Source organism: Salinisphaera hydrothermalis C41B8, from assembly GCF_000732535.1.
Classification (GTDB): Bacteria; Pseudomonadota; Gammaproteobacteria; order Nevskiales; family Salinisphaeraceae; genus Salinisphaera; species Salinisphaera hydrothermalis.
Genome location: NZ_APNK01000004.1, coordinates 105,611 through 128,871 on the forward strand (window position 1 = coordinate 105,611; position 23,261 = coordinate 128,871).

The window sequence follows — 23,261 nt, forward strand, 5'->3', positions numbered from 1 at the left end:
GCCTCGCTGTTGCAGCCGAGTGGCGCCGTTCAGGCATCGGTGGCCCGCCCCTGTCCCGCCATCACTCGGCGATAAGCGGGAAACGGTAGCAATCGCAATATGTTGGCGGCAAACACCAGACTTGCGGGGCCCCGCCAGAGCCGCCGCCGCGCGATTATAGCGCTCGCCATCCGCCGGGTGGCAACGTCCATGGGCATGCGCATCCGGCGTTTCTTCGAATCAGGCTTGGCCACGAAACCGGGTTCGAGCAGCGTGACATCGATTCCCGTATCCCACAGATCGATGGCCAGGCTCTCCATGAAATTCGCGACCCCGGCCTTGGCGGCCGAATATGCCGCCGCCGTCGGCAACCCACGCAACGCCGCCAGACTGCCCATGGCCACGAGATGCCCCCGCCCCCGGGCGCGCATGTCGTCGAGCACCACGCCCACCGCATTCGCCGTACCGATCAGATTAAGCCGGATCGTGTCTTCCACGCACTCGGCGTCATATGCCGCGATATGCGTCGGTTGCCCACCGCCGGCATTGGCGACCAGGCGCGTGATCGGACCGAACTCCGAACGCACGCGCTCCGCCGCTTGGGCCAGCGCGGATCGGTCGGTCACGTCTGCCGTCACGGCCATCGCGCGTCCACCCTCGTCCGTGATGCGTGCAACGAGTGCTTCCAGCTCGGCCCGACGACGCGCCAGCACGGCTACGGCATCGCCGCGACGAGCCAATTCGAGAGCCAGATAGTAGCCGATACCCTGTGACGCGCCCGTAATGAGCGTCACTTCCGACCGGACTTCACCGGACCGATTCATGGCCTCGGAGACTCGCGCTCAACCAACGACGACAGATGGCACACGAAGTACTAACCGGCCTTGGCCAGCGGTGCCCCGATATCCTTGAACGCCGCCACGATATGATCGATCTGCTGGCGGCTGTGCGCTGCGCTCAGACTCGCCCGAATCAGGCACTTGCCACCCGGCGTCGCGGGCGGGAGCATGAGATTCACGTAGACGCCGCGATCGAGCAACCCCTGCCAGAAGGCGAGCGAGGTCTCGCGCGAGTCGAAGACCGCAGCCACGACCGGGCCGGGCGGCGCCGCAAGCGTGAAACCGGCGCGAGACAGCCCGCGGTGCAGGCGGTTCGCGTTGCCCCAGATACGATCGCGCAGGCTGTCGTCGTCACGCAGGCGCGCCAACGCCGCCCGCACCGAGGCGATGACCGAGGGCACCGGCGATGCCGTGAAGATATAGGGCCGACTGGCATAACGGATCATATCCAGTTCGGCATGCGGACTGACGCAGAATCCGCCGGCCGCACCCAGGCTTTTGCTGAAGGTTCCGACGACGAAATCGACCTGATCCATGACGCCGGCCGCCTCGACCACGCCGCGTCCGTGCTGACCGACGATGCCCATCGAATGAGCCTCGTCGACGAGGATCGCCGCCCCGTGTTTCTTCACCACCGCCACGATCTCGGCCAGCGGCGCCATATCGCCGAGCATACTGTAGATACCCTCGACCACCACCAGCGTGTGCTGCGCGGCTTCGCCAAGACGCCCGAGCCGCTTGTCCAGATCGGCCGGGTCGTTGTGCTTGAACAGCAGTGTCCGGGCGCCGCCGAGCTTGAGCCCGTCGTAGATGCTGGCATGACAATCCGCGTCCAGCATCACGGTGTCCCGCGGGCCGGCGAGCGCTGCCAGCATGCCCAGGTTGGCCTGATAGCCGGTGGAGAAGACCACCCCATGCCCGACGCCGTAAAATGCGGCGAGCTCGGCCTCGAGCGCCATGTGACCGTCGTAGGAGCCGTTCGCCATGCGCGAACCGGTGGTGCCGGTGCCCTGGGACCGCACGGCCGCAACCGCGGCTTCGACGCAGTCGTCATCGAAGGTCAGGCCCAGATAATTGTTCGTCCCGGCCAGAATCATGCGCCGGCCACCGATCACCCCCTCGGTCGCCGAAATGATGCGCTCGATCGGCACGCCCAGCGGATCGATGCCCGACGCCTCGATATCGCGCCGTATGCGAGCGATCGGCTCGAACTTGTCGAACAGGCTCAGGCGGCGAGGCTGTCCTCCATCGCCTTGACCAGATCGTCCATCGTCTCGACGTCCGGCAGGAAGTTCATCGGAATGGAGGCGTCCAGACGGTCCTCCAGCTCCATGAGCACTTCCATCACCTGCACCGAATCCAGACCCAGATCGTCCACCAGCTTGGTCTGCGGCTCGATCTTGGTGTCGGCCGGGACGTAGGGCCCGAGCAACTCGTGCAAATGGGTATAGATTTCGTCGTAGCGGTTGCTCATGGCGTGATCCGTTGTCGCTTGAGGCACCGGCCCAGTCGCAGGTCGCGGCCAGCCCGGCACGCAGATCCAGTCGCGGCTGCCATTCGATCGTACCGAGCAACGAGGCGTTGTCGGCGACCCAGTCGGCATGGCGCAGTTCTCGCAGCTTGCCCGGCGTCAACATCGGCGCCCGGCCGGCCAGCCGCGACCAACCGCTGTTGAGCACAGCCGTGGCACGCATGGCCGCTGCCGGCAGCACGAGTCGGCGAATCGGCGCGCCACGCAGTTCCTCGGCCGTCGCCACAACATCGTTCCAACTATAGCCGCCCGCGTGGCCGTCGTGTATCTCGTGAATGCCGGTCGCCCGCGCTCCGCCCTCGACCCAGGCCAGGATCGCGGCCGCGAGATCGTACACGTGAATCAGCGAGACACGTGCTTCCGGATTGCCCGGGATCGGCGCATACCCCCGCCCCATGGCATCGAACAATGGCGTGAGCTCGCGATCGCCGGGGCCATAGACGGCCGGCGGACGCAACACGAAGGCCGGCGCTGGCGCGTCGGGCTCGGCGAGCAGGCATTCCATCGTGCGTTTCGTCATCGCGTAGTGCGACAGCGAGGGTTCGCGCGCAGCAAGCGAGGACAGCGCCAACACCGCGCATCCCGCCCGGCGGGCGGCCGCGAACAACCGCGCGCTGCCAGCCACGTTGACCTTGGCGAAATCGCGATAACCGACACCGCGGACCTGGCCGGCGCAGTGAACCAGCGCATCGGCACGAGACACCAGCTCGCTCAGACGCGCCGGATCCGACAAATCCCCGCGGATCGGCACCGCACCCATGGCACGTACCCCGCCGGCCGCTTCCGGGGTACGCGCAAGAGCCTGAACGCGGTGTCCGGCAGCGACCAGAGCGGCGACCGTGGCGCGCCCGATGAAGCCGGTGGCGCCAGTGACTGCGACGACCGCCACGAACGGGCTAACCGGCTTGTCTGTCGCTTTCGACGACAGCGGCCTCACCGGCTGAAGCCGCTGCCGACTGCCGACGCTGCAGCTGCTCGGTCAACCGCTGAATATAGTCGCGACGGGCGCCGGCCCGCGACAGCTTGCCCGACGACGTGCGCGGCAGCGTATGCGGCGCCACGGCCTCGACCAGGCATTCAACGCCGCACTCGCGCCGCATCAAACCTTCAAGCCGCTTGATCAGCTCCTCGCGGGCGGCACCGTCGCGTACGCGACACTGGATGACCAGCACGGCGCCATCGCTGCCCGACTCCGAAGGCGCGGCGAACGCAAGCGCATCACCCGGGCGCAGCTCGGGCTGGGATTCGGCCAGCCATTCCAGATCCTGCGGCCAGATGTTGCGACCGTTGACGATGATCAGATCCTTGGCGCGCCCAGTAATGACGATCCGCCGCCCGATGCGATAACCCAGGTCACCGGTATTGAGCCAGCCATCTTCGGACAGCACACGCGCGCTCTCCTCGGGCCGCTCGAAGTAGCCGGACATCACGCTCGGCCCGCGCACATGCACGGTCCCGACTTCGCGCTCGTCCAGAATACGACCGTCGTCGCCGCGAATCTCGAAATCGTATTCGGGCAGCACTTCGCCGCATTCCACGAACCGCGCCGCCCGCTCGCTGCTATCGGCATCGGCCGGCTTGGCCACGCCTGTTTCGGCCAGCGATTCTGCGTCGACGTAATCCACCGCGAGACCTTGGTCAAGCGGCGCGAAACTGATCGCCAACGAACATTCCGCCATGCCATAACATGCGACGAATGCACGCCGATCGAACTTCCCCGGAGCCAGCGTATCGGCAAATCGGGCCAGCGAATCCGGGCGAATGGTTTCAGCACCGGCGCCGGCGATACGCCAGCTCGACAGATCGAAATCGTCGGCGTTGTGGCGAATACGGCGCGCGCACAGCTCGTACCCGAACGACGGGCTGAACGAAATTGTCCCGCGGTTGCGACTGATCAACGACAACCACTGACGCGGCCGCATCGCGAAGTCGCGCGTGGCGAGATAGTCCACCGAGCGCTGCGACGTCAGCGCGGCGAGCATGAAGCCGACCAGCCCCATGTCGTGATACAGCGGCAGCCAAGAGACCAAACGGTCGTCCGCGCGCATCTGCACACCAAGCTCCAGAATGCTCGACAGGTTTTGCATCACCTGCGCCTGCGAGATCACCACGCCGCGCGGGAACTGCGTGCTACCGGAGGTGTACTGCAGATAAGCAGTGCGCGTAACGTCCTGCGGCGGCAGATCGCCTTCGGCCGGCGCCAGATCGTCCAGCGAATCGTAGCTGCCGATATACGACAGCGTCATACCTTCGGCGGCCGACTCCAGAAAACTCATGAACGCTTCGGGGGCGAGCGCCACATCCGCGTCACACCCCTGAAGCAAGGAGCGCAGCTGACGCGTGTAGGCATCGCGACTGCCCAGACCCACGATCACCGGCAACGGCACCGGGACATAACCGGCGTATTGGCAAGCAAAGAAGCACACCATAAAACCCGGCACGGTATCGGCGACCAGCGCGACGCGGGCACCTTCGTCCAGGTTGAGCGACATGAGCCGCTGGGCAGTGTCGCGCGCCCGCTCACGCAAATCAGCGTAGCTAAGCACGTCCGACAGCTCGCCGCGGCCGGTGTAGAAATTGAACCCTGTCTCGCCTTCGCCCGCATAGTCGAGCGCATCGCCAAGCGTGGCGAAATCGGCCCGACGCATCGACAGCCAGTGTTCTGTGGGCGTTGGCTTGATCATCGATTTACCTGTTTTCTGAACGAACGCGGGGCAACCACAAACGTCAGTGGCGTTGTCGTATCGCAAGCGTGAGACGGGCCGACCGTTGCAGGCGTTATCGCCGCTACGGGTCGCCCGGCAACGTGGCTCGACGAGCCCAAAGCTCGGCCGACAGACATTCCAACCGACTCATTAATTATCGAGGACCGAATCCGCATCTCGCCTGAACAGTCCGGCCCCCGGTCGATCATTGTTGCACGTGCCATCAATCCTGAAATCCTACTGCAAACTGGCCGCTTTTGCACTAAGCAAAAGCAGCAACTCGCTTATTGGCAGGTGAAATTCGAGGGTGTCGCGTGTTGACGAAACGCCGGCGACTCGGCCGACTCCCCTCGACCGCGCGCGGATACTGCCAGAGCGCGCGTGTATGTTTCGTTAAGATCGGGATAAGAAAGCATGCGAAAGCCGTTACCAAGCCCGGCTCATCCGCACTATATTGGTCGCCCCGACCGTAGGTGGCGTATATTGCCCGCCCGAGACCGACCGGGACAACTCTATGGCCACGACCGCAGCAGCCTCCTCTTCCATCGAAATCACGCCCGTCAAGACGACTCGCGATCTCAAGCGATTCATTAGTTTACCGCATGAGATCTATGTTGGGCGCAAAGAGTGGCGCGCGCCGCTGCACGCCGAACGACGCATGCATCTGTCGGAAAAGCATAATCCCGCCTTCGAGCACCTGGAGTGGCAGGGCTGGATCGCCTGGGTCGACGGCCGCGCGGCGGGGCGGATCACCGCGCAGATCGACACGCTGCGCGAACGCGAACACGGCGACCGCGTCGGTTATTTCGGCATGCTCGAAGCCATCGACGATGCGCGCGTGTTCTCCGGACTGCTGGCCACCGCGGAGGCCTGGCTCGCCGAACGCGGGACGGACGCCATACATGGTCCGTTCAACCTCACCATCAACGATGAATGCGGACTGCTGGTGGACGGCTTCGATACCCCACCCATGATGATGATGGGCCACGGGCGCGATTATTATGCCGCTCACGTAGAGGCCGAGGGCTACAGCAAGGCCGTCGACATGCTGGCCTATTGGATCGATCTCGCCTTCGAACATCCGAAGGCGATGCAGCGTCTGCTAACGCGCTACGAATCGCGTATGCGGATTCGGCCGATCGACCGGTCGCGCTATACCGAAGAGCTCGACACGCTGCGCGATATCTTTAACGACGCCTGGGCAAACAACTGGGGCTTCGTCCCGTTTACCGAGGCCGAATTCCGAGACATGGGCAATACGCTCAAACTCCTGATCGCCGACGACCTGGTTCAGATCGCCGAAGTCGAAGGCCGGCCGGCCGCTTTCATCGTCGGCCTGCCCAACCTCAACGAAGCCGCGCGCGATCTTGACGGGCGTTTGTCGCCGGTCGGCATCGCGAAACTGCTGTGGCGCCTCAAGGTTCGTTTCCCCGAGACCTCGCGCGTGCCGCTGATGGGCGTCCGCCAGGCCTACCAGGACGGCCCGCTCGGCGCGGCCCTGGCCTTCGGCGTTATCGCGGCGATGCAGACCAGCCTACGCAAGCACGGGGCGACCGGGTGCGAACTGTCCTGGATTCTGGAGGGTAACAAGGGCATGCGCGACATCATCGAGCGGCTGGGCGCCTCCGCTTACAAAACATACCGGATTTATCGGAAGCCCCTGTGACATCGACCGCCGCCTCGGATCGCAACTGGGTCGCGGTCGTCCTGGCCGGCGATCGCGGCCCGAACGACCCGGTCGCGCGCGCAGCCGGGGCGCGCTGCAAGGCCATGGTCGACGTTGCCGGCCGACCGCTGCTGGGTCGGGTTCTAGACACACTTGCCGTCTGCGACGAGATCACTGAATGCCGCGTCGTCGGCCCGGGCGCCGATATCGTCGCGGCCAACCCGGCACTCGGCGCGTTAATCGAGGCGGCGGGCGCACGGTGGATCGAACCCGGCGCCTCCCCGGTGGCCAGCGCACTCGCCGCACTCGATACCGTCGAGCCCGGCCGGCCAGTTCTGATCACCACCGCCGATCATGCTCTGCTGACGCCGCGCATGGTGGCTACCATGTGCCGGTCCGGAGCGGGGCTCGATCTCGGGGTCGGTCTGATCGATTACGCCCGGGTGCATTCGGCATACCCGGATAGCCGACGCACCACCACGCGCCTCGGCGCGCGCGCCTTCTGCGGCTGCAACCTGTTCGCACTGTATCGGCCAGCCGGTCGAACGCTGGTCGAGCGCTGGCGGCGAGTAGAGAACGAGCGCAAGCATCCCGCGCGCATCGTGGCGGGCATGCTGGGCTGGACCGCACTCGCGCGCTACGCCCTGCGCGCACTACCGCTCGAGGCTGCCTTCGCCGGGCTATCCAAACGCCATGATTTGCGCGCCGGACCCGTGCTGCTCGACGAGCCCAACGCTGCCATTGACGTCGATTCCGTGGCGGATCTGCGTCAGGTCGAGGCGATTCTGCGCGACGGTCGCTGATATCGGATGGTCAAAGCACCCGGCCCGGGGTGGCAACTGCGATAGACTAGGCGTTTTTACCGACTGCCGATCTGCCGATGGCCGACCCCGAACGCTCGTCCGCGTCATGCCCGCAGCGCGCGCCGCGGCACCTGGGCATTATTTACAATTCCCAAAGTGGTCGTCATCGACGTCGCTGGGGACGACATCCCGTGCCCACCGATGTGCCCGCGATCGAGGCCAAACGGCCGGAAGAGATCGAGCGCGCGGTCACCGAACTCGCCGCGCTCGGTGTCGACACCCTGGCCGTTGCCGGCGGTGACGGCACCGTGCAGTGCGTCCTGAGCCATGTATTGCTCGGCGGGCTGTTCGAGACGCTGCCCACGTTGGCCCTCGTACCGACCGGCAGCACCAACATGACCGCGCGCGATGTGGGCTTTATTGATGTGCGACGCCGCGGCTGGCAGCCGCTGATCGACTGGGCCGCGGCCGGCGGCATGGTCGCTCAGGCCACGGTCGCCGACCACCCGGTCCTGCGTATCCAGGCCTCGGACAGCCAAGCGCCGATCTGCGGCATGTTCTTTGGCGTCGGCGCTGTTCACCACGCTGTTCAATACACGCAGGAAAATCTGCACAGCAAGGGACTGCGCGGCGAGGCCGGCCCAGGGCTGGCATTTCTGCGCTTTCTCAAATCGGTCGCCCTGCAGGATCAACGCCATTTCGCGCCTACCAAAATCCGGCTGACCGACGACGCCGGCCATGTCGTGGACGACGAGGCATTGCTGATGGTGGCATCGACACTCAACCGGCTCGTGCTGAGCTTTCATCCCTTCTGGGGTACCGAGGACGCCCCCCTGGCCTGGACTACCATCAGCCAGACCGCCTCGCGGTTCCTGTTACGCCTGCCGTTCGTGGCCCGCGGTTGGTCGCGGCGCCGACCCGACGCCATGGAATCCGCCGGCTACGTGAGCCATAACAGCCATGAACTGCAACTCGAATTCGATGACGGCTTTATCGTCGACGGCGAGTTTCATCGCAGCCGCCCGGGCGACGGGCCGGTCCGCTTGTCGGTCGCGGGACATGTTCCTTTTCTGAGCCTGTAGATTGCGTATGCAGCACGTACACGACGATCCAGCCGCGCGACAGGCCATTGCCGGCCCCTGCGATACAGATCAGGCTGCCGCGCTGGCGCCGTTGATTGAGGCCGTTCGACGCCGGCATCGGCACGCCGTGCGCGCTATCGTCTATTACGGCTCTTGCCTGCGCAGTGGCGACCCGACAGCCGGGCTGGTCGATTTCTATGTCATCGTTGATCGCTATCAGGCCGCACATGCCAGCACAGTGGCGGCCGCTGCGAACCGACTGCTGCCGCCCAACGTCTATTATCTGGAATGCGCGACCGACACGGTGACGCTGCGCTGCAAGTATGCCGTGATCACACTCGACGATCTGCAGCGCGGGGTGGCTCATGGGCGCCTATCGAGTCTTTGGGGCCGATTCGCGCAGCCCGTGGCCATTGTTTACGCCGCCAATCAGCACATCCGTGACACCGTGCGGGCCTGTTGCGGCCAGGCCGTGATCACCTTGCTCAACCAGAGCCTGCCGGCTATTGAATCGCCCATGCTTCCGGCTGAAGCGTTCGGCGCCGCGCTGACGCTCAGCTATGGCGGCGAATTGCGTACTGAAAGCGGCGAGCGCGGTCTGAGCATCGCCGAACACGATCGGCCGGAATATGCGCGGCGCCTACATGCCGCGCGACCGTACCTGACATTCGCCACAGAACAACACAGCGATGGGCGGATGGCTTGGTTTCCCGACACAGCGCAACGTCAACGCGCGCTGCGCGCCTGGCGCTTGCGCGCTCCGGCAGGCCACGCGGTGTCGGTTCTACGCCTGGCGAAAGCCTGCTTTACCTTCGACAACGCCATCGATTACGCGGCCTGGAAACTGGAACGCCATACCGGCGTGGCCATTGAAGTCACCCCCCGGCTGCGCCGCCATCCGCTGATCTATGCTTGGCCGGTCCTGTGGCGCTTATATCGCGACGGCGTATTGCGTTAGCCCGGAGCCCATCTCGCGCCGCGAAGCGAAGCCGCGATACAGACACGACGTTCCCGAATTGGGACGGGATCCGAAGACGGGGCAGTCGCCCCGTTACGGCGCGTTGGCGATCGAGCGTTGACGAACGCGCGCCGGCCGCTCAGTGAAGGCCATTCCGGACTCTGCCGGGGCTCGCCCTCAGCGTAGAACAAAAAAAGCCGGCGCAAGGCCGGCTCTTTCAGCGCATCGCAGACCGCGATCAGGCAGCCGCTGCAGCGGCCACCGGCCGCGCGTTGATATAAGAAATGGGCAGCGCTTCGTCGTCCCGGTAAGAGACTGCCTCCCACGCGCGATCCTGAGCCAACAGGGCACGCACCAGCTTGTTGTTCAACGCGTGCCCCGACTTGTAGCCGGAATAGCTGCCGATCAGCCCACTGCCCAGAAGATAAAGATCGCCGATGGCGTCCAGGATCTTGTGGCGCACGAACTCGTTGTCGTAGCGCAGACCATCCGCATTGAGCACGCGATAATCATCGAGCACCACCGCGTTGTCCATCGAGCCGCCGCGCGCCAGATTGTTCGACCGCAGATATTCGATATCGCGCATAAAGCCAAACGTACGCGCACGGCTGACTTCACGCACGAACGATGTCGTCGAGAAATCGACGCTGGCCGACTGCATCTCCTCGGCGAACGCCGGGTGATCAAAGTCGATCGCAAAGCTGACTTTGAACCCATCGAAGGGATCGAATCGCGCCCATTTGTCGCCGTCGGTCACTTCGACCGCTCGCCTTACGCGGATGAAACGCTTAGGTGCGTTAAGCTCTTGAATACCGGCCGATTGGATCAGAAATACGAACGGGCCGGCGCTGCCGTCCATGATAGGCAATTCGTCCGCTGACAATTCGACGATGGCATTATCGATTCCGAGGCCCGCCATGGCTGATAGTAGATGCTCGACGGTCTTGACCCGAACACCGTCATCATTGACCAGCGTGGTAGCGAGCGTGGTATCGCCAACGGCAAAGGCATCGGCCTTGATGTCTACTGCCGGCTTGAGATCGACACGCCGGAACACGATGCCCTGATCGACCGCCGCCGGGCGCATTGTCATATAGACCTTCTGGCCTGTATGCAGCCCAACGCCAGTGGCGCGAATCGGGTTTTTGAGCGTACGCTGCTGCAGCATGGGCGTTTTCCCTGGCGGTTATACGGCGGGTTGCTCAGACGTGTCTGTCATCCGCCCGTCATAATGACTTGTTATAGTGCTAACAAGTATAGAAACAGTGCATTAACTCGGACTTAATCCGGCTGTTTCTGCTTACACGTTCTCGAAAAGCCGGCCAGTATAACACTCGGTAGCGCCGCCACCGATGTGACTCGGTGGCGGCGCTCTCTCCCTGGCAACGCAATAGAGTCCGACTGGAGGTGTGTCAGTCGGCCTGGTTGCGGAGAAACGCCGGCACGTCGAAGTAATCCATGTCGACGGCGGTGCTCTCTCGGTTGCCCTGACGCGGCGACTGCCGGATCACCGTCGGACGATCGAGATCTTCGTAGCGCATCTGGCCGGCCGCATCGCGCTTGATCGCCTGCGGCGCTTCACGCTGTTCGATCTGCTGCTGGCCCAGGCCGGTGGCGACCACAGTCACCGTGATCTCATCGCCAGCGTCCGGATCTTCGGCCATGCCGATGATGACTTCGGCATTGTCGCCGCCCATCTCGGCCACGACTTCGTTGACGATCTGGAATTCGTGGATGCCCAAGTTCTCATCGCCGGTCACGTTGACCAGCAGACCCTGTGCGCCATGGAGCGACAGATCGTCGAGCAACGGGCTGGCGAGCGCCGCTTCGGCGGCTTCACGCGCCCGATCTTCGCCCTTGGCCGAAGCCCGGCCCATCATCGCCATGCCCTGCACGCTCATGACCTTACGCACGTCGGCGAAGTCCACGTTGAGCATGCCCGGACGGGTGATCAGGTCGGAAATACCCTGAACGGCGTTGTGCAGCACATTGTTGGCGGCCTGGAACGCATTTTTGAGGGTGATCGACTTGCCCAGGGCGGTGAGCAGCTTCTCGTTGGGAATCACGATCAGCGAATCGACGAAGCCGCTCAACTCGTCGATGCCCTGCTGCGCGACTTCCATACGCTTGCCGCGTTCGAACGGAAACGGCTTGGTGACCACAGCCAGCGTGAGAATGCCCATTTCGCGCGCGATCTCGGCAACCACCGGGGCCGCGCCAGTGCCCGTACCGCCGCCCATGCCCGCGGTGATGAACAGCATATCCGCGCCTTCAATGGATTCGCGGATACGATCACGATCTTCCTCGGCAGCCTGCCGACCCACCGCCGGGTCGGCGCCTGCGCCCAGGCCACGCGTAACGTTCATGCCGAGCTGAACCAGCACATCGGCGTCACAGCGCTCGAGGTGCTGGGCGTCGGTGTTGGCGCAGATGAAATCCACGCCCTTGATGCCACCGGCCACCATCTGGTTGACCGTGTTGCCGCCACCGCCGCCGACGCCGATGACTTTGATGACGGCCTGTGTATTGGTCTGATCCGCGAACTCGAATACTTCTGGCATGTTGCACCTCTTGCGTTGCCCTGCTTTTCCTTGCGGAAAACTGTTTGCGTCCCTCGCGCCCCGAACGGATAGCCCCGGAATCGTGTGTCCTAAAAATTGCCCTGGAACCAGGCCTTCATGCGTTCCCAGACCTGGGCAAACGTATTGTCCTGTGTCGGCACCGACATGCCGGTGCTCTTGGATTGCGTGCGATGGCCGAATTCGAGCAGCCCGACCCCGGTCGCATGAATCGGATTACGCACGACATCGGACAGCCCCTGCACTTTCTGCGGGGTACCCAGCCGTACCGACATGTGGAAGACCTCTTCGGCCAGATCGGTCAGCCCTTCCATCTTGGACGAACCACCGGTAATCACGACCCCGCCGGCCAGTAGATCTTCGAAACCGGACCGTACCAGTTCCTTGTGAATCAGCATGAACAGTTCTTCGTAGCGCGGCTTGATCACCTCGGCCAACGTATAGCGCGACAGCCGCCGCGGCGGGCGCTCGCCGACGCTCGGCACCTCGATGGCGTCGTCATCGGTGATCAGTTCGGGCAGGGCGCAACCGTAACGGATCTTGATCTGCTCGGCGTGCTGGGTCGGGGTCCGCAGGGCGACCGCGATGTCGTTGGTGACTTGATCGCCGGCGATCGGGATAACGGCCGTATGACGGATCGAACCGTTGACGAATACCGCGATGTCCGAGGTGCCGCCGCCGATATCCACGAGCGCCACACCGAGATCCTTCTCGTCTTCGGTGAGCACGGCATACGACGACGCCAGCTGCTCGAGCGACAGCTTGGAGACTTCCAGCCCACAGCGCGCCACGCACTTCTGGATATTGTGCGCCGACGTCACCGCGCCGGTGACGATATGTACCTTGGCCTCAAGCCGCACGCCGGACATGCCGACGGGCTCCTGAATGCCTTCGTTGTCGTCGACCGCAAATTCCTGCGGCAGCACGTGCAGAATCTTCTGATCGGCCGGGATCGCGACCGCGCAGGCGGCGTCGATCACCCGTTCGATGTCGGACTCGGTGACTTCCTTGTTGCGTACCGCCACGATGCCGTGCGAGTTCAGCGAGCGTACGTGCGCGCCGGAAATGCCGCAGTGCACCGACTGGATACGGCAACCGGCCATCAGCTCGGCTTCCTCGACCGCGCGCCGAATCGAGTCGGTGGTCGACTCGATATTGACCACCATCCCCTTTTTCATGCCCTTGGAAGGGGCGCTGCCCAGACCGATGATCTCGAGTTCGCCGTCATTGGACTCGGCGACGATGCACGCCACCTTCGAGGTCCCGATATCCAGACCGACGATGAGATTCTGTTCGGGCCGTTTACTCATCCGACTGACTCCTCATGACTCGCCGAAGCGGTCTTCTGGCGACTGCCGCCCACCGCAAAACCGTCGCTGTAACGCAGGTCGACATAGCCGGCGTCGGCCAGCGCGCGGCGCGCCTGCGGACGCGTCAGCGCATATTGAACGAAACGCTGCATCCGGGCCGCCAGCTGGTCACGCCCGAGCCTGAGCTCGAGGCCATCGTCCAGCCGCGCCGTCCAATCGCCGCGCTTATTCAATTCAAGCGACGCAAGATGTACACCATGACCGGCGAGGATACCGGATAGATGGCGATATTGTGCATAGACTTTAGCGCTGTCCTTTGCGGGGCCGTTCAGCTGGATCAGCCCCTTGGGAAGCGTATCCGGCGTGAATACTTGGCCGTCGGCCGCCAGCACACTCTTGTTACCCCAGACGGCCACCGGCTTGTGATCGGCAACGTGTACCACCACGCCGTCCGGCCAATGCCGCGAAACGCGCACATCAGTCAGCCAGGGCTGGCGCCCTAACCGCGATTTGAGGGCATCGGTGTCGACATCGAAGAACGAAGCCTTGAGATAAGGCGCGGCGATTCGCGCGATTTCCTTATCCGAGACATGACTCGACTTGCCACTGATATACAGCCGTCGCGGCCCGGCGCTATCCGGCTTGATGCCCTGCCAAGTACAGGCGGCCACGCCGAGCAGCACGACCACACCAATGGCGCCATCCCGCAGGCGCCGCGCATTAATCCAGCTCATGTCGTTCCTCCCCGATCGTCTGTCCGAGACCGAGCACTTCAATCTCTACCGCAGCACGCACGGCCACGGCTGCTTGTTCATTCGGTCGGCGGCTCATCGCGCCGTCTCCCGGCCCCGTGCCACCAGGCCCTGGGCCACCGCGCCGATATCTCCGGCACCGAGCGTGAGTACGACATCGCCGTCTGCCACCACGCCGTCGAGCACCGTCGGCAGCGCCTTCACATCGTCGACGAATACCGGGTCGACCCGCCCGCGGGCGCGTACCGCACGCGCCAGCGCCCGGCCGTCGGCTCCGGTAATCGGGGCTTCGCCGGCGGGATAGACGTCGCACAGCACCAGCACGTCGAGATCGGCCAGCACCTTGGCGAAGTCGTCGAACAGGTCGCGCGTGCGGCTATAGCGATGCGGCTGAAAGACCACAACCAGACGCCGATCCGGCCAGGCGGTCCGCGCAGCGGCGATGGTGGACGACAGTTCGCGCGGGTGATGGCCGTAGTCGTCGACCAGAAGCGCCGACTTGCCGTTGAAGTCGATCTCGCCGTGGACTTCGCAGCGCCGACCAATGCCGGCGAAATTCGACAGGCTGGCCCCAATCGAGGCCATGTCCACACCGAGCTCGTGTGCGACCGCGGCCGCCGCGAGCGCGTTGAGCACGTTGTGCCGCCCGGGCAGGTTCAGATGCACCTCGAACCCGTCGTCGCCGTTGTGGCGCAGCGTAAAGCGCGTGCCCGTACCGTCGAAGCGCAGATTCTCGGCCCGGAAATCGGCGTCGTGATCGATGCCGTAAGTTGTAATCGGGCGGCCCACGTCGGGCAGGATCTGGCGCACGACGGGATCGTCGACACACAGCACCGCCAAGCCGTAAAACGGCAAGTGATGCAGAAACTCCACGAACGTCTCGGTGAGCTTCGAGAACTCGCCGCCGTAGGTTTCCAGATGATCGGCGTCGATATTAGTGACGATCGCCATCATCGGCGTCAGAAACAGGAACGAAGCATCCGATTCATCGGCCTCGGCCACCAGATACGGCCCCTCGCCCAGACGCGCGTTCGAACCCGCCCCCAGTACCTTGCCGCCGACGATGAAGGTCGGGTCCAAATGGCCGTCGGCCAGTAGCGAAGCCACCAAGCTGGTGGTCGTGGTCTTGCCGTGCGTGCCCGCCACCGCGATGCCGTAGCGAAAACGCATCAGCTCGGCCAGCATTTCGGCCCGGCGCACGACCGGCACCAGACGCTCGTGAGCCGCCACCACTTCGGGGTTGTCCTTGGCCACGGCGGTCGACACAACCACGACATCGGCCTTGGCGACGTTCTCGGCACTGTGGCCGAGATAGATGGTCGCGCCGAGCGCGGCCAGCGACTGCGTGGTCGCGCTGTCTTTCACGTCGCTGCCGGTCACGTCGTAACCGAGATTGATCAACACCCGGGCGATGCCGGCCATGCCGACGCCACCGATGCCGACCATATGGACCGTGCGCACGCGACGCATCGGCCGATGCATCAACGGCTCGAAATTCTGATTGATGCCGGGTCCGTCCAGCGCCATTACGCGGCCTCCAGCGTCTGATAACAGGCATCCACGATGTCGCGGGTCGAATTGCGCCACGCCACCGCGCGCGCCGCTTCCGCGCGCGCGAGCAAGCCGGCGCGGTCGGATGTGAGTTCGGTCAGTTCCTTGGCCAGGCGGTCGGCGGTCAGCTCGCTCTGAGCGATCAGCCGGGCCGCACCGGCCTTGACCAGATACTGGCCATTGGCCCGCTGGTGATCGTCGACCGCGTGCGGATACGGCACCAGCACTGCGCCCACGCCGGCCGCGGCCAGCTCGGCCACGGTCAGCGCACCGGAACGGCAGACCACCAGATCGGCCCAGCCGTACGCTTCGGCCATGTCGTCAATAAACGCTTCCACGCGTCCCGCCACCCCGTGCTCGGCATAGGCGGACTCGGCGGCCTCGAGCGTACGACCGGCCTGATGCCAGATCTGCGGCCGCCGGGCTTCGTCCAGCTGGGCTAGCGCTGCCGGCACGCGCTCGTTGATCGCCAGCGCACCGCCGCTGCCACCCAGCACGAGCAATCGCACCGGGCCGTCCCGGCCGGACCAGCGCTCGGCGGGCGCGGGCAGCGCGAGAATATTGGCGCGTACCGGATTGCCGACGGTGCGCGCATGCCGTGCGGCGTCGAAAGTGTTCGGAAACGCCTGCAGCACGGTACGCGCCATGCGCGCGAGCACGCGGTTGGTCAGCCCGGCCGCGGCGTTCTGTTCGTGGATGAGCAACGGCACGCCGGTCAACCGCGCCATCAGCCCGCCCGGGCCCGAGGCAAAGCCGCCCATGCCGATCACCAGCGCCGGGCGCACGGCCTTGAGCACGCGCCGCGCCTGCCACAGCGCGCGCGTCATGCTCGTCGGCGCGGCCAGCAACGTGGTGAGATGCTTGCCGCGAAGACCGCCGACATCGATGGTGTGCAGCGTCAGACCTTCGGCCGGCACCAGACGGGCCTCGATGCCCGCCGACGTACCCAGCCAGGACACGCTCGCACCGCGCGCGATCAGTTCGCGCGCCACGGCCAGCGCCGGAAACACGTGGCCCCCCGTACCGCCGGCCATGATCAGGATATGCGGGCTCGATGCGTTCATCGGCTCTGCTCCCGCACTGCGGCAGCGCTTTCCAGATCCACGCGCAGAATCAGCGCACAAAGCGCGCACATCATCACCAGCGAGGAGCCGCCATAGCTCATCAACGGCAGCGTCAAACCCTTGGTGGGCAGCAGCCCCATGTTCACCGCCATGTTCACGAAGGCCTGCAGCGAGAGCCAGCCGGACAGGCCATAGGCCAGAAAGCCGCCAAAGAACTGACCGACATCGATCGCCCGCCGCGCGACCACGAAGCCCCGCCAGACCACAATCGAGAACAGCCCGACCAGCACCAGCGAGCCCAGCAGCCCGAACTCCTCCGCATAGATGGCAAACAGGAAGTCGGTATGCGTTTCCGGGAGATAGGACAGTTTCTGGACCGAGTTGCCGAGGCCCACGCCAAACAGATGCCCACGGCCGATGGCGATCAACGACTGGGTGAGCTGGAAGCCACTGGCAAACGGATGCGCCCACGGATCCGAAAAGCTCACCAGCCGCTCCATACGGTACGGCGATGAAAACACCATCACGGCCAGCGCCACGGCGGCGACCGCGCCTAGCACGGCCAGATTGAACAGGCGGGCGCCGGCAATGAACAGAATGATGCCGGCCACCGCGACCAAGATCGCGCCGGCACCGAAGTCGGGCTCGAGCAGCATCAGAAAACAGGCGATGACCAGAAACACCATCGGCCGGAACAATCCCGCCCAGGTCGTCGCCAGCTCGATCTGGCGGCGCGAGGCATAGCCGGCGATATAGAGCACCAGACACAGACGCGCCGGCTCCGAGACCTGCATCGCCACTGGCCCGACATCGATCCAGCGCTGGGCGCCGTTGACCGAATGACCGATGCCGGGGAGAAGCACGACCACCAGCATGGCCAGGCCGGCCCCCAACATAGTGAAGGTATGAGCCGCGAGTACCCGCGTCGGGATATGCAGCACGACGAAGCCGACGATCAGCCCGATCAGCGCGTAAATGGCCTGACGGTAGAAGAAGTACATCGGATCACCGGACAGGCGATCGGCCACCGCCACCGAGGACGACCCCACCATCACCAGACCGAGACAACCGATGACGACCAGCGTCGACAGCAGCCAGACATCGGGCCGAACACGCGGCAAATAAGCGGCAGCCAGCAGATTCTTCATGCCGCGAGCTCCCGGACGGCGGCGCTGAACGCCTCGCCTCGTGCCATATAGTTGTCAAACTGATCGAAACTGGCGCAGCCCGGCGACAGCAAGACCACGTCGCCAGCCCGAGCGATATCGGCCGCGCGCCGCACGGCCGCCTCAAGAGTCGCAACGCGTTCGACCGGCACATAGGCCGAAACCGCGGCCGCGATCTTGTCGGCGTCCTCACCGAAAACGATCACCGCGCGGGCATGCTGTCCGGCGACCGGACCGAGTTCGGTGAAGTCCGCCCCCTTGCCCTGGCCGCCGGCCAGCAGCACCGCGGGCGCGTCCATCCCGTTCAGCGAGGCCAGCATCGCGCCCACGTTGGTGCCCTTGGAGTCATCGACCCAACGCACGTCGTCGATTTCGGCCACGAGCTGGCAGCGATGTGGCAGCCCCTTGAAGGACTGCAACCCCTCTCGAATCGTGGCGTCGTCGATGCCGAGCGTATCCGTCAGCGCCCAGACGGCGGCGGCGTTGGCGGCGTTATGGCGACCGGCCAGCGGCAACCGGCGCGTTTCTAGCCAGGGCTCGTCGCCACGCGCGAGCCACAGGCCGTCGTGGGCTTCGAGCAGGCGATAATCGGCCGTTTCGGCCGAGCCAAAGCTCGCCACGCGCGCGTTGTGGGTATTCATGGCCGCAACGCGCGCATCGTCGGCGTTGATGAGCGCGGTATCAGCGGCGCGGAAGATACGCGCCTTGAGTTCGGCATAATGCTCAAGACTGCCGTGGCGATCGATATGATCGGCACTGATGTTGAGCACGGTCGCGGCTACACAGGCCAGACGCTCGGTCAATTCCAGCTGGAAACTGGACAGCTCCAGCACATAGAGATCGACGTCGTCGGCCAGCAAGTCGAGCGCCGGCGTACCGAAATTGCCGCCCACGGCGACGCGCCGTCCGCTGGCGACCGCGATCTCGCCGGCCCAGGCCGTAACCGTGGATTTGCCGTTCGACCCGGTGATCGCGATCACCGGCGCGTTGGCTACCCGGGCGAACCATTCGATATCACCGATGATCTCGTGGCCGGCTTCGCGCGCCGCCTCGATCAGCGGCTCACGTAAATCCACGCCCGGCGAAACGACCACGTGGTCGATGCCCATGAGCGTCGCTGGATCCAACCCACCGACCACGATGCCGATTGATGGCCAGTCGCGGGCCAGCGCATCCGCCGCGGGCGGGTTCTCGCGGCTGTCGACCACGCGCACCTTGGCCCCCGCGGCCGCGGCAAAGCGCGCCGCCGACGCCCCGGTCGCGCCGCAGCCCACAACCAGTACGCGGGCATTCGCCAGTTGTGCTTTCCAGTCGCTCATCGGATCTTCAACGTCGACAGACCGATCAACACCAGCACCAGGGTGATGATCCAGAAACGCACGATAATCTTGGGTTCGGCCCAGCCCTTGAGCTCGAAGTGATGATGCAGCGGCGCCATGCGAAATATTCGACGGCCGGTCAGCTTGTAGCCGGCCACCTGGATCATCACGGAAACTGTTTCGGCGACGAAGATGCCGCCCATGACCACCAGAATGAGTTCCTGGCGCACGACCACCGCCACCACGCCGAGCGCAGCCCCCAATGCCAGCGCGCCGACATCGCCCATGAAGACCTGGGCTGGATAGGCATTGAACCAGAGGAACCCGAGCCCGGCACCGGCAATCGCGGTGCAGAAGATCAGCAGTTCGCCGGCGCCCTTGATATAGGTGAAACCGAGGTAGCGCGAGAACTCGGCATGCCCGGTCACGTAGGCGAATACGCCCAGCGCCGAGGCCACGAGCACGCAGGGCATGATGGCCAGACCGTCGAGCCCGTCGGTGAGATTGACCGCGTTGGATGAGCCCACGATGACCAGATAGGTCCAGATGATGTAGCCGGCGCCAAGCGGAATCGCCACGTTCTTGACCATCGGGATCAGCACGCTGGTTTCAGCGCTCGAACCAGCCACGAGATACAGCCAGAGCCCAGCCGCCAGCCCGATAATCGTCTGCGCACCGTACTTCTGTTTGGCGGACAACCCCTTGCTGTTGCCGAACTTGAGCTTCTTGTAGTCGTCGACGAAGCCCACCACGCCAAAGGCAGTGGTCACGAACATCACCAGCCAGACCCAGCCGTCGGTGAGATCGGCCCAGAGCAACGTCGATACCAGCACCGCGGCCAGAATCAGCGTGCCGCCCATGGTCGGCGTCCCCGCCTTGACCAGATGGCTCTGCGGCCCGTCGTCGCGCACGAACTGGCCGATCTGGTGGAACGTCAGCTTGCGGATCAGAATCGGGCCGAACACGAACGAGAACACCATGGCGGTGAGCACGCCGAGAATCGCGCGGAAAGTCAGGAACTGAAATACGCGAAAGCCCGAAAAGGCCGGCTCCAGCAAATGGGCGAGGTACATCAGCATGACGCGCCCACCTTGGTTGGACTGTTGGCACGCAGCGCATCGGCCACGCGATCCATGCGCGCGCTGCGCGAGCCTTTCACCAGCACGATCACATCGCCCGTCGCGGCCCCGAGCGCTTCGGACAGGGCGGCCGTCAGGCTATCGTGATCGGGATACCAGGCCCCGCCGTCACCGAAGGCCGAGACGGTCAGACGGCTGTGCTCGCCAGTGGCGAACAGCCGCTCGACGCCCGCCTCGCGTGCGGCGATACCGGCGTCGCGGTGCGCCGACTCGGTGTAATCGCCGAGCTCACCCATATCACCAAGCACCGCCCAGCGCGCCCCACTCTGCTGGCCGAGCCACGACAACGCCGCCGCGAGCGAACCGGGGTTGGCGTTGTAACTGTCGTCCACCAAGCGCGCGCCGTGGATCGCCGGCTTGATCGCGAGACGCCCGGCAACCGCGGCCGTACGCGCCAGCCCGGCGGCGATGGTCGCGCCTTTCAAACCCACCGCCACAGCAACGGCCGCCGCCGCGAGCGCGTTGGCCACGTTGTGGCGCCCGGCGAGGTCGAGCGCGACCGCGGTGGTCTCGCCCGGTGTGTGCAGGGCAAATCGGACGCCGTCGTGGTCCAGCTCGATATCGTCGGCGTAGACGTCGGCTCCCCGGCCGGGCTCCATCGAAAAAGTGAGCATGCGCCGGCCCTCGGCCAGCTCGCGCCACAGATCGGCGTAGTCGTCGTCGGCGTTGATCACCGCCGTGCCCGACTCAGGCAGACGGATGAACAATTCCCCTTTGGCTCGGGCGATACCTTCGCGAGAACCGAAACCCTCCAGATGCGCCCAGCCCGCGTTGGTAATCACGCCGACATCCGGACGCGCGATCGCCGCCAATTGACCGATCTCGCCGGGATGATTCGCGCCCATCTCGATCACGGCACGCTCGGCCGAGGCGTCGAGACGCATCAGGGTCAGCGGCACGCCGAGATGATTGTTCAGATTGCCTTCGGTGGCCATCGTCGGCCCGGCCACCGAAAAGATGGCCGCGATCATCTGCTTGACCGTGGTCTTGCCATTAGAGCCCGTCACGCCGACCACCGGCCCGGCAAAGCCGGCTCGCGCCAGGCGCGCCGCGCGACCGAGCGCCTCCATGACATCGTCGACCACCAGCTGCGACACGTCGGCGTCCACCGGATGATCGACCACCGCCGCCGCAGCACCGGCCGCGCCGGCCGCCGCCACGAATTCGTGCCCGTCGGCATGCTCGCCGGCCAACGCGAAGAACAAGGCCCCAGGCGTGATGCGACGCGTGTCGATGCTGGCGCCGTCGAACACGGCGTCATCGCCGATCAGACAAGCCCCGAGGGCGAGTGCAAATTCGGACAGCCGGCCCTTCACAGCGCCTCCAGTACGTGGCGGGCGGCCACGCGATCGTCGAAAGAAACCATCTCGGTGCCGTATTGCTGGGTCGTTTCATGACCCTTGCCGGCGATCAGCACCACATCGCCCGGCGCCCCATCCGCGATGGCCGCGGCGATGGCATCGGCGCGCGAATGCACAATTTCGTAGCGCGCCGCAGCCGTAACCGCCTCGGGAATGCCGTCAAGCACATCGGCGACGATCGCCGCCGGGTCCTCGCTGCGCGGGTTGTCGTCGGTGATCCAGAACCGATCCGCATGGCGCGCGGCCACCGCACCCATTAACGGTCGCTTGCCGCGATCGCGATTGCCGCCGCAACCAAAAACACACAGCAACCGGCCTTCGACATGCGCCGAGAGCGCGGACAATGCCGCCTCCAGCGCGCCGGGAGTGTGTGCATAGTCGACGATCACCAGAGGTTGATCGCCGGACACGTCGACGCGCTCCATGCGGCCCGGCACGGTTGGCACCGCGGCCAGCGCTTCGACGGCCTCGACCAGCGACACATCGCGGGCGAGGAGCACCGCCAGAGTGGCGGCGAGGTTCCACGCATTGAAAGTCCCGACCAGGCGACTGGCTAAGGTCGCCGATCCGAGATGCGTGGCGAAATCCACGACCAGACCATCGGCGCGGGCATCCACGCGTGAGATCCGGACGAATCGGGAATAATCAGAAACCGCCGGGCTTTCGCCGTAGGCGATGTACGACACGCCGCGGGATTCACGCGTCAACCAGTCATGGCCGGTGGCGTCGTCGGCGTTGAGTACGGCAACACGCAGATCCGGGCTGTCGAACAGACGTCGCTTGGCGGCGATATAGGCCGTCTCGTCGCCGTGGTAGTCCAAATGATCGCGGCCGATCTGCGTGAGCACCGCGACGTCGAAGGCCACGGCGTCAGTGCGTTGCTGTGCGAGCGCATGTGAGGAGACTTCCATTGCCACGGCTTCATGCTCGGCGGCTGCGAGGCGCGCCAGCCAGCGCTGCAGGCGCGCGGCGTCGGGCGTGGTATGCGTCGCCGCGGCCAGATCGTCGATAGCGCCGAAACCCAGCGTGCCGAGATAGCCACAGCGCGAGCCCAGTGCGGTCAGCGCGCGGGCGATCAGCCAGGCGCAGGAGGTCTTGCCGTCGGTGCCGGTCACACCCGCCACGAACAGCTGCCGCGAGGGGTCGCCGTAAAGCCGTGCCGCGATCGCGCCCACATGCTGCGACAAATTAGGCACCGCGACGGCAGGCAGATCGTCTCCCGGGTCGATACCGGTCGCCGGCTCCCAGAGCATGGCTGCCGCGCCGGCCTCGGCAGCCGCATGGGCATGCATCACGCCGTGCGCACGCGTGCCGGCACAAGCCGCGAACAGCGCGCCCGGCGTCACCTGGCGGCTGTCTAGCACGACGTCCGACACCGCGACATCCGGCACGTCCGAAACGTCGAAACCTGCCAGCAATTGCGGCAGGTTCTGTCTGACTTGCACATCGGCCAGCAT

General features: G+C 65.0%; 18 protein-coding genes. 4 read left to right on the forward strand and 14 right to left on the reverse strand.

The features are described 5' to 3' along the window. Positions 1-29: 29 nt before the first annotated feature. From C41B8_RS04665 to C41B8_RS04675, 3 genes are read right to left on the reverse strand one after another with little or no spacing between them, the layout of a single operon-like run. Complete coding sequence (locus C41B8_RS04665) at positions 30-803, reverse strand: SDR family NAD(P)-dependent oxidoreductase (RefSeq protein ID WP_037334752.1); 774 nt, start codon at positions 801-803, stop codon at positions 30-32. 50 nt (positions 804-853) lie between these two features. After that, the gene (gene spt / locus C41B8_RS21235; RefSeq protein ID WP_198025047.1) at positions 854-3,238 is read right to left on the reverse strand and encodes a serine palmitoyltransferase; all 2,385 of its coding nucleotides are present in this window, start codon (positions 3,236-3,238) and stop codon (positions 854-856) included. 7 nt (positions 3,239-3,245) lie between these two features. Beyond that, entirely contained in the window at positions 3,246-5,033 is a 1,788-nt protein-coding gene (locus C41B8_RS04675) for a fatty acyl-AMP ligase (protein ID WP_051883073.1), read from the reverse strand. A gap of 535 nt (positions 5,034-5,568) precedes the next feature. Between C41B8_RS04675 and C41B8_RS04680 the strand changes: the two genes are divergently transcribed. The 4 genes from C41B8_RS04680 to C41B8_RS04695 all read left to right on the forward strand — a co-directional run bounded on the left by C41B8_RS04680 (position 5,569) and on the right by C41B8_RS04695 (position 9,563). Continuing rightward, entirely contained in the window at positions 5,569-6,720 is a 1,152-nt protein-coding gene (locus C41B8_RS04680) for a hypothetical protein (protein ID WP_051883075.1), read from the forward strand. Then, positions 6,717-7,523, forward strand: coding sequence for a nucleotidyltransferase family protein (locus C41B8_RS04685; RefSeq protein WP_037334754.1), 807 nt, complete (start codon positions 6,717-6,719; stop codon positions 7,521-7,523). Before C41B8_RS04680 ends, C41B8_RS04685 begins: the two co-directional genes overlap by 4 nt. Before the next feature lie 77 nt (positions 7,524-7,600). Then, positions 7,601-8,605 (forward strand): diacylglycerol/lipid kinase family protein, encoded by a 1,005-nt coding sequence (locus C41B8_RS04690; protein WP_084188500.1) that lies wholly within the window; start codon positions 7,601-7,603, stop codon positions 8,603-8,605. Positions 8,606-8,612: 7 nt separating this feature from the next. Further along, positions 8,613-9,563, forward strand: coding sequence for a hypothetical protein (locus C41B8_RS04695; RefSeq protein WP_051883077.1), 951 nt, complete (start codon positions 8,613-8,615; stop codon positions 9,561-9,563). Between the two features lie 238 nt (positions 9,564-9,801). On the opposite strand, the gene lpxC is transcribed toward C41B8_RS04695, so the two are convergent. From lpxC to C41B8_RS04750, 11 genes are all read right to left on the reverse strand, one after another. Then, entirely contained in the window at positions 9,802-10,731 is a 930-nt protein-coding gene (gene lpxC / locus C41B8_RS04700) for a UDP-3-O-acyl-N-acetylglucosamine deacetylase (RefSeq protein WP_037334759.1), read from the reverse strand. 244 nt (positions 10,732-10,975) lie between these two features. Beyond that, positions 10,976-12,124, reverse strand: coding sequence for a cell division protein FtsZ (gene ftsZ / locus C41B8_RS04705; RefSeq protein WP_037334761.1), 1,149 nt, complete (start codon positions 12,122-12,124; stop codon positions 10,976-10,978). An 89-nt stretch (positions 12,125-12,213) separates the two neighbouring features. Further along, positions 12,214-13,452: a cell division protein FtsA gene (gene ftsA, locus C41B8_RS04710; RefSeq protein WP_037334763.1), complete on the reverse strand. Its 1,239-nt coding sequence runs from the start codon at positions 13,450-13,452 to the stop codon at positions 12,214-12,216. Then, positions 13,449-14,186 (reverse strand): cell division protein FtsQ/DivIB, encoded by a 738-nt coding sequence (locus tag C41B8_RS04715; RefSeq protein WP_037334766.1) that lies wholly within the window; start codon positions 14,184-14,186, stop codon positions 13,449-13,451. The genes ftsA and C41B8_RS04715 overlap by 4 nt, the downstream gene beginning before the upstream one ends. Positions 14,187-14,279: 93 nt before the next feature. Continuing rightward, positions 14,280-15,731, reverse strand: coding sequence for a UDP-N-acetylmuramate--L-alanine ligase (gene murC / locus C41B8_RS04720; protein ID WP_198025048.1), 1,452 nt, complete (start codon positions 15,729-15,731; stop codon positions 14,280-14,282). Beyond that, positions 15,731-16,819: an undecaprenyldiphospho-muramoylpentapeptide beta-N-acetylglucosaminyltransferase gene (gene murG / locus C41B8_RS04725; protein WP_037334768.1), complete on the reverse strand. Its 1,089-nt coding sequence runs from the start codon at positions 16,817-16,819 to the stop codon at positions 15,731-15,733. Before murG ends, murC begins: the two co-directional genes overlap by 1 nt. After that, entirely contained in the window at positions 16,816-17,967 is a 1,152-nt protein-coding gene (ftsW, locus tag C41B8_RS04730) for a putative lipid II flippase FtsW (RefSeq protein WP_051883079.1), read from the reverse strand. Before ftsW ends, murG begins: the two co-directional genes overlap by 4 nt. Continuing rightward, the gene (gene murD / locus C41B8_RS04735; protein WP_037334772.1) at positions 17,964-19,304 is read right to left on the reverse strand and encodes a UDP-N-acetylmuramoyl-L-alanine--D-glutamate ligase; all 1,341 of its coding nucleotides are present in this window, start codon (positions 19,302-19,304) and stop codon (positions 17,964-17,966) included. The genes ftsW and murD overlap by 4 nt, the downstream gene beginning before the upstream one ends. Next, positions 19,301-20,383 carry a phospho-N-acetylmuramoyl-pentapeptide-transferase gene (mraY, locus tag C41B8_RS04740; protein ID WP_037334776.1) on the reverse strand — a complete coding sequence of 361 codons (1,083 nt, stop codon included), beginning with the start codon at positions 20,381-20,383 and terminating at the stop codon, positions 19,301-19,303. Before mraY ends, murD begins: the two co-directional genes overlap by 4 nt. Beyond that, positions 20,377-21,759 carry a UDP-N-acetylmuramoyl-tripeptide--D-alanyl-D-alanine ligase gene (locus C41B8_RS04745; RefSeq protein ID WP_037334779.1) on the reverse strand — a complete coding sequence of 461 codons (1,383 nt, stop codon included), beginning with the start codon at positions 21,757-21,759 and terminating at the stop codon, positions 20,377-20,379. The genes mraY and C41B8_RS04745 overlap by 7 nt, the downstream gene beginning before the upstream one ends. Next, on the reverse strand, positions 21,756-23,261 hold the full coding sequence (locus C41B8_RS04750) for a UDP-N-acetylmuramoyl-L-alanyl-D-glutamate--2,6-diaminopimelate ligase (RefSeq protein WP_051883081.1): 1,506 nt from the start codon (positions 23,259-23,261) through the stop codon (positions 21,756-21,758). The genes C41B8_RS04745 and C41B8_RS04750 overlap by 4 nt, the downstream gene beginning before the upstream one ends.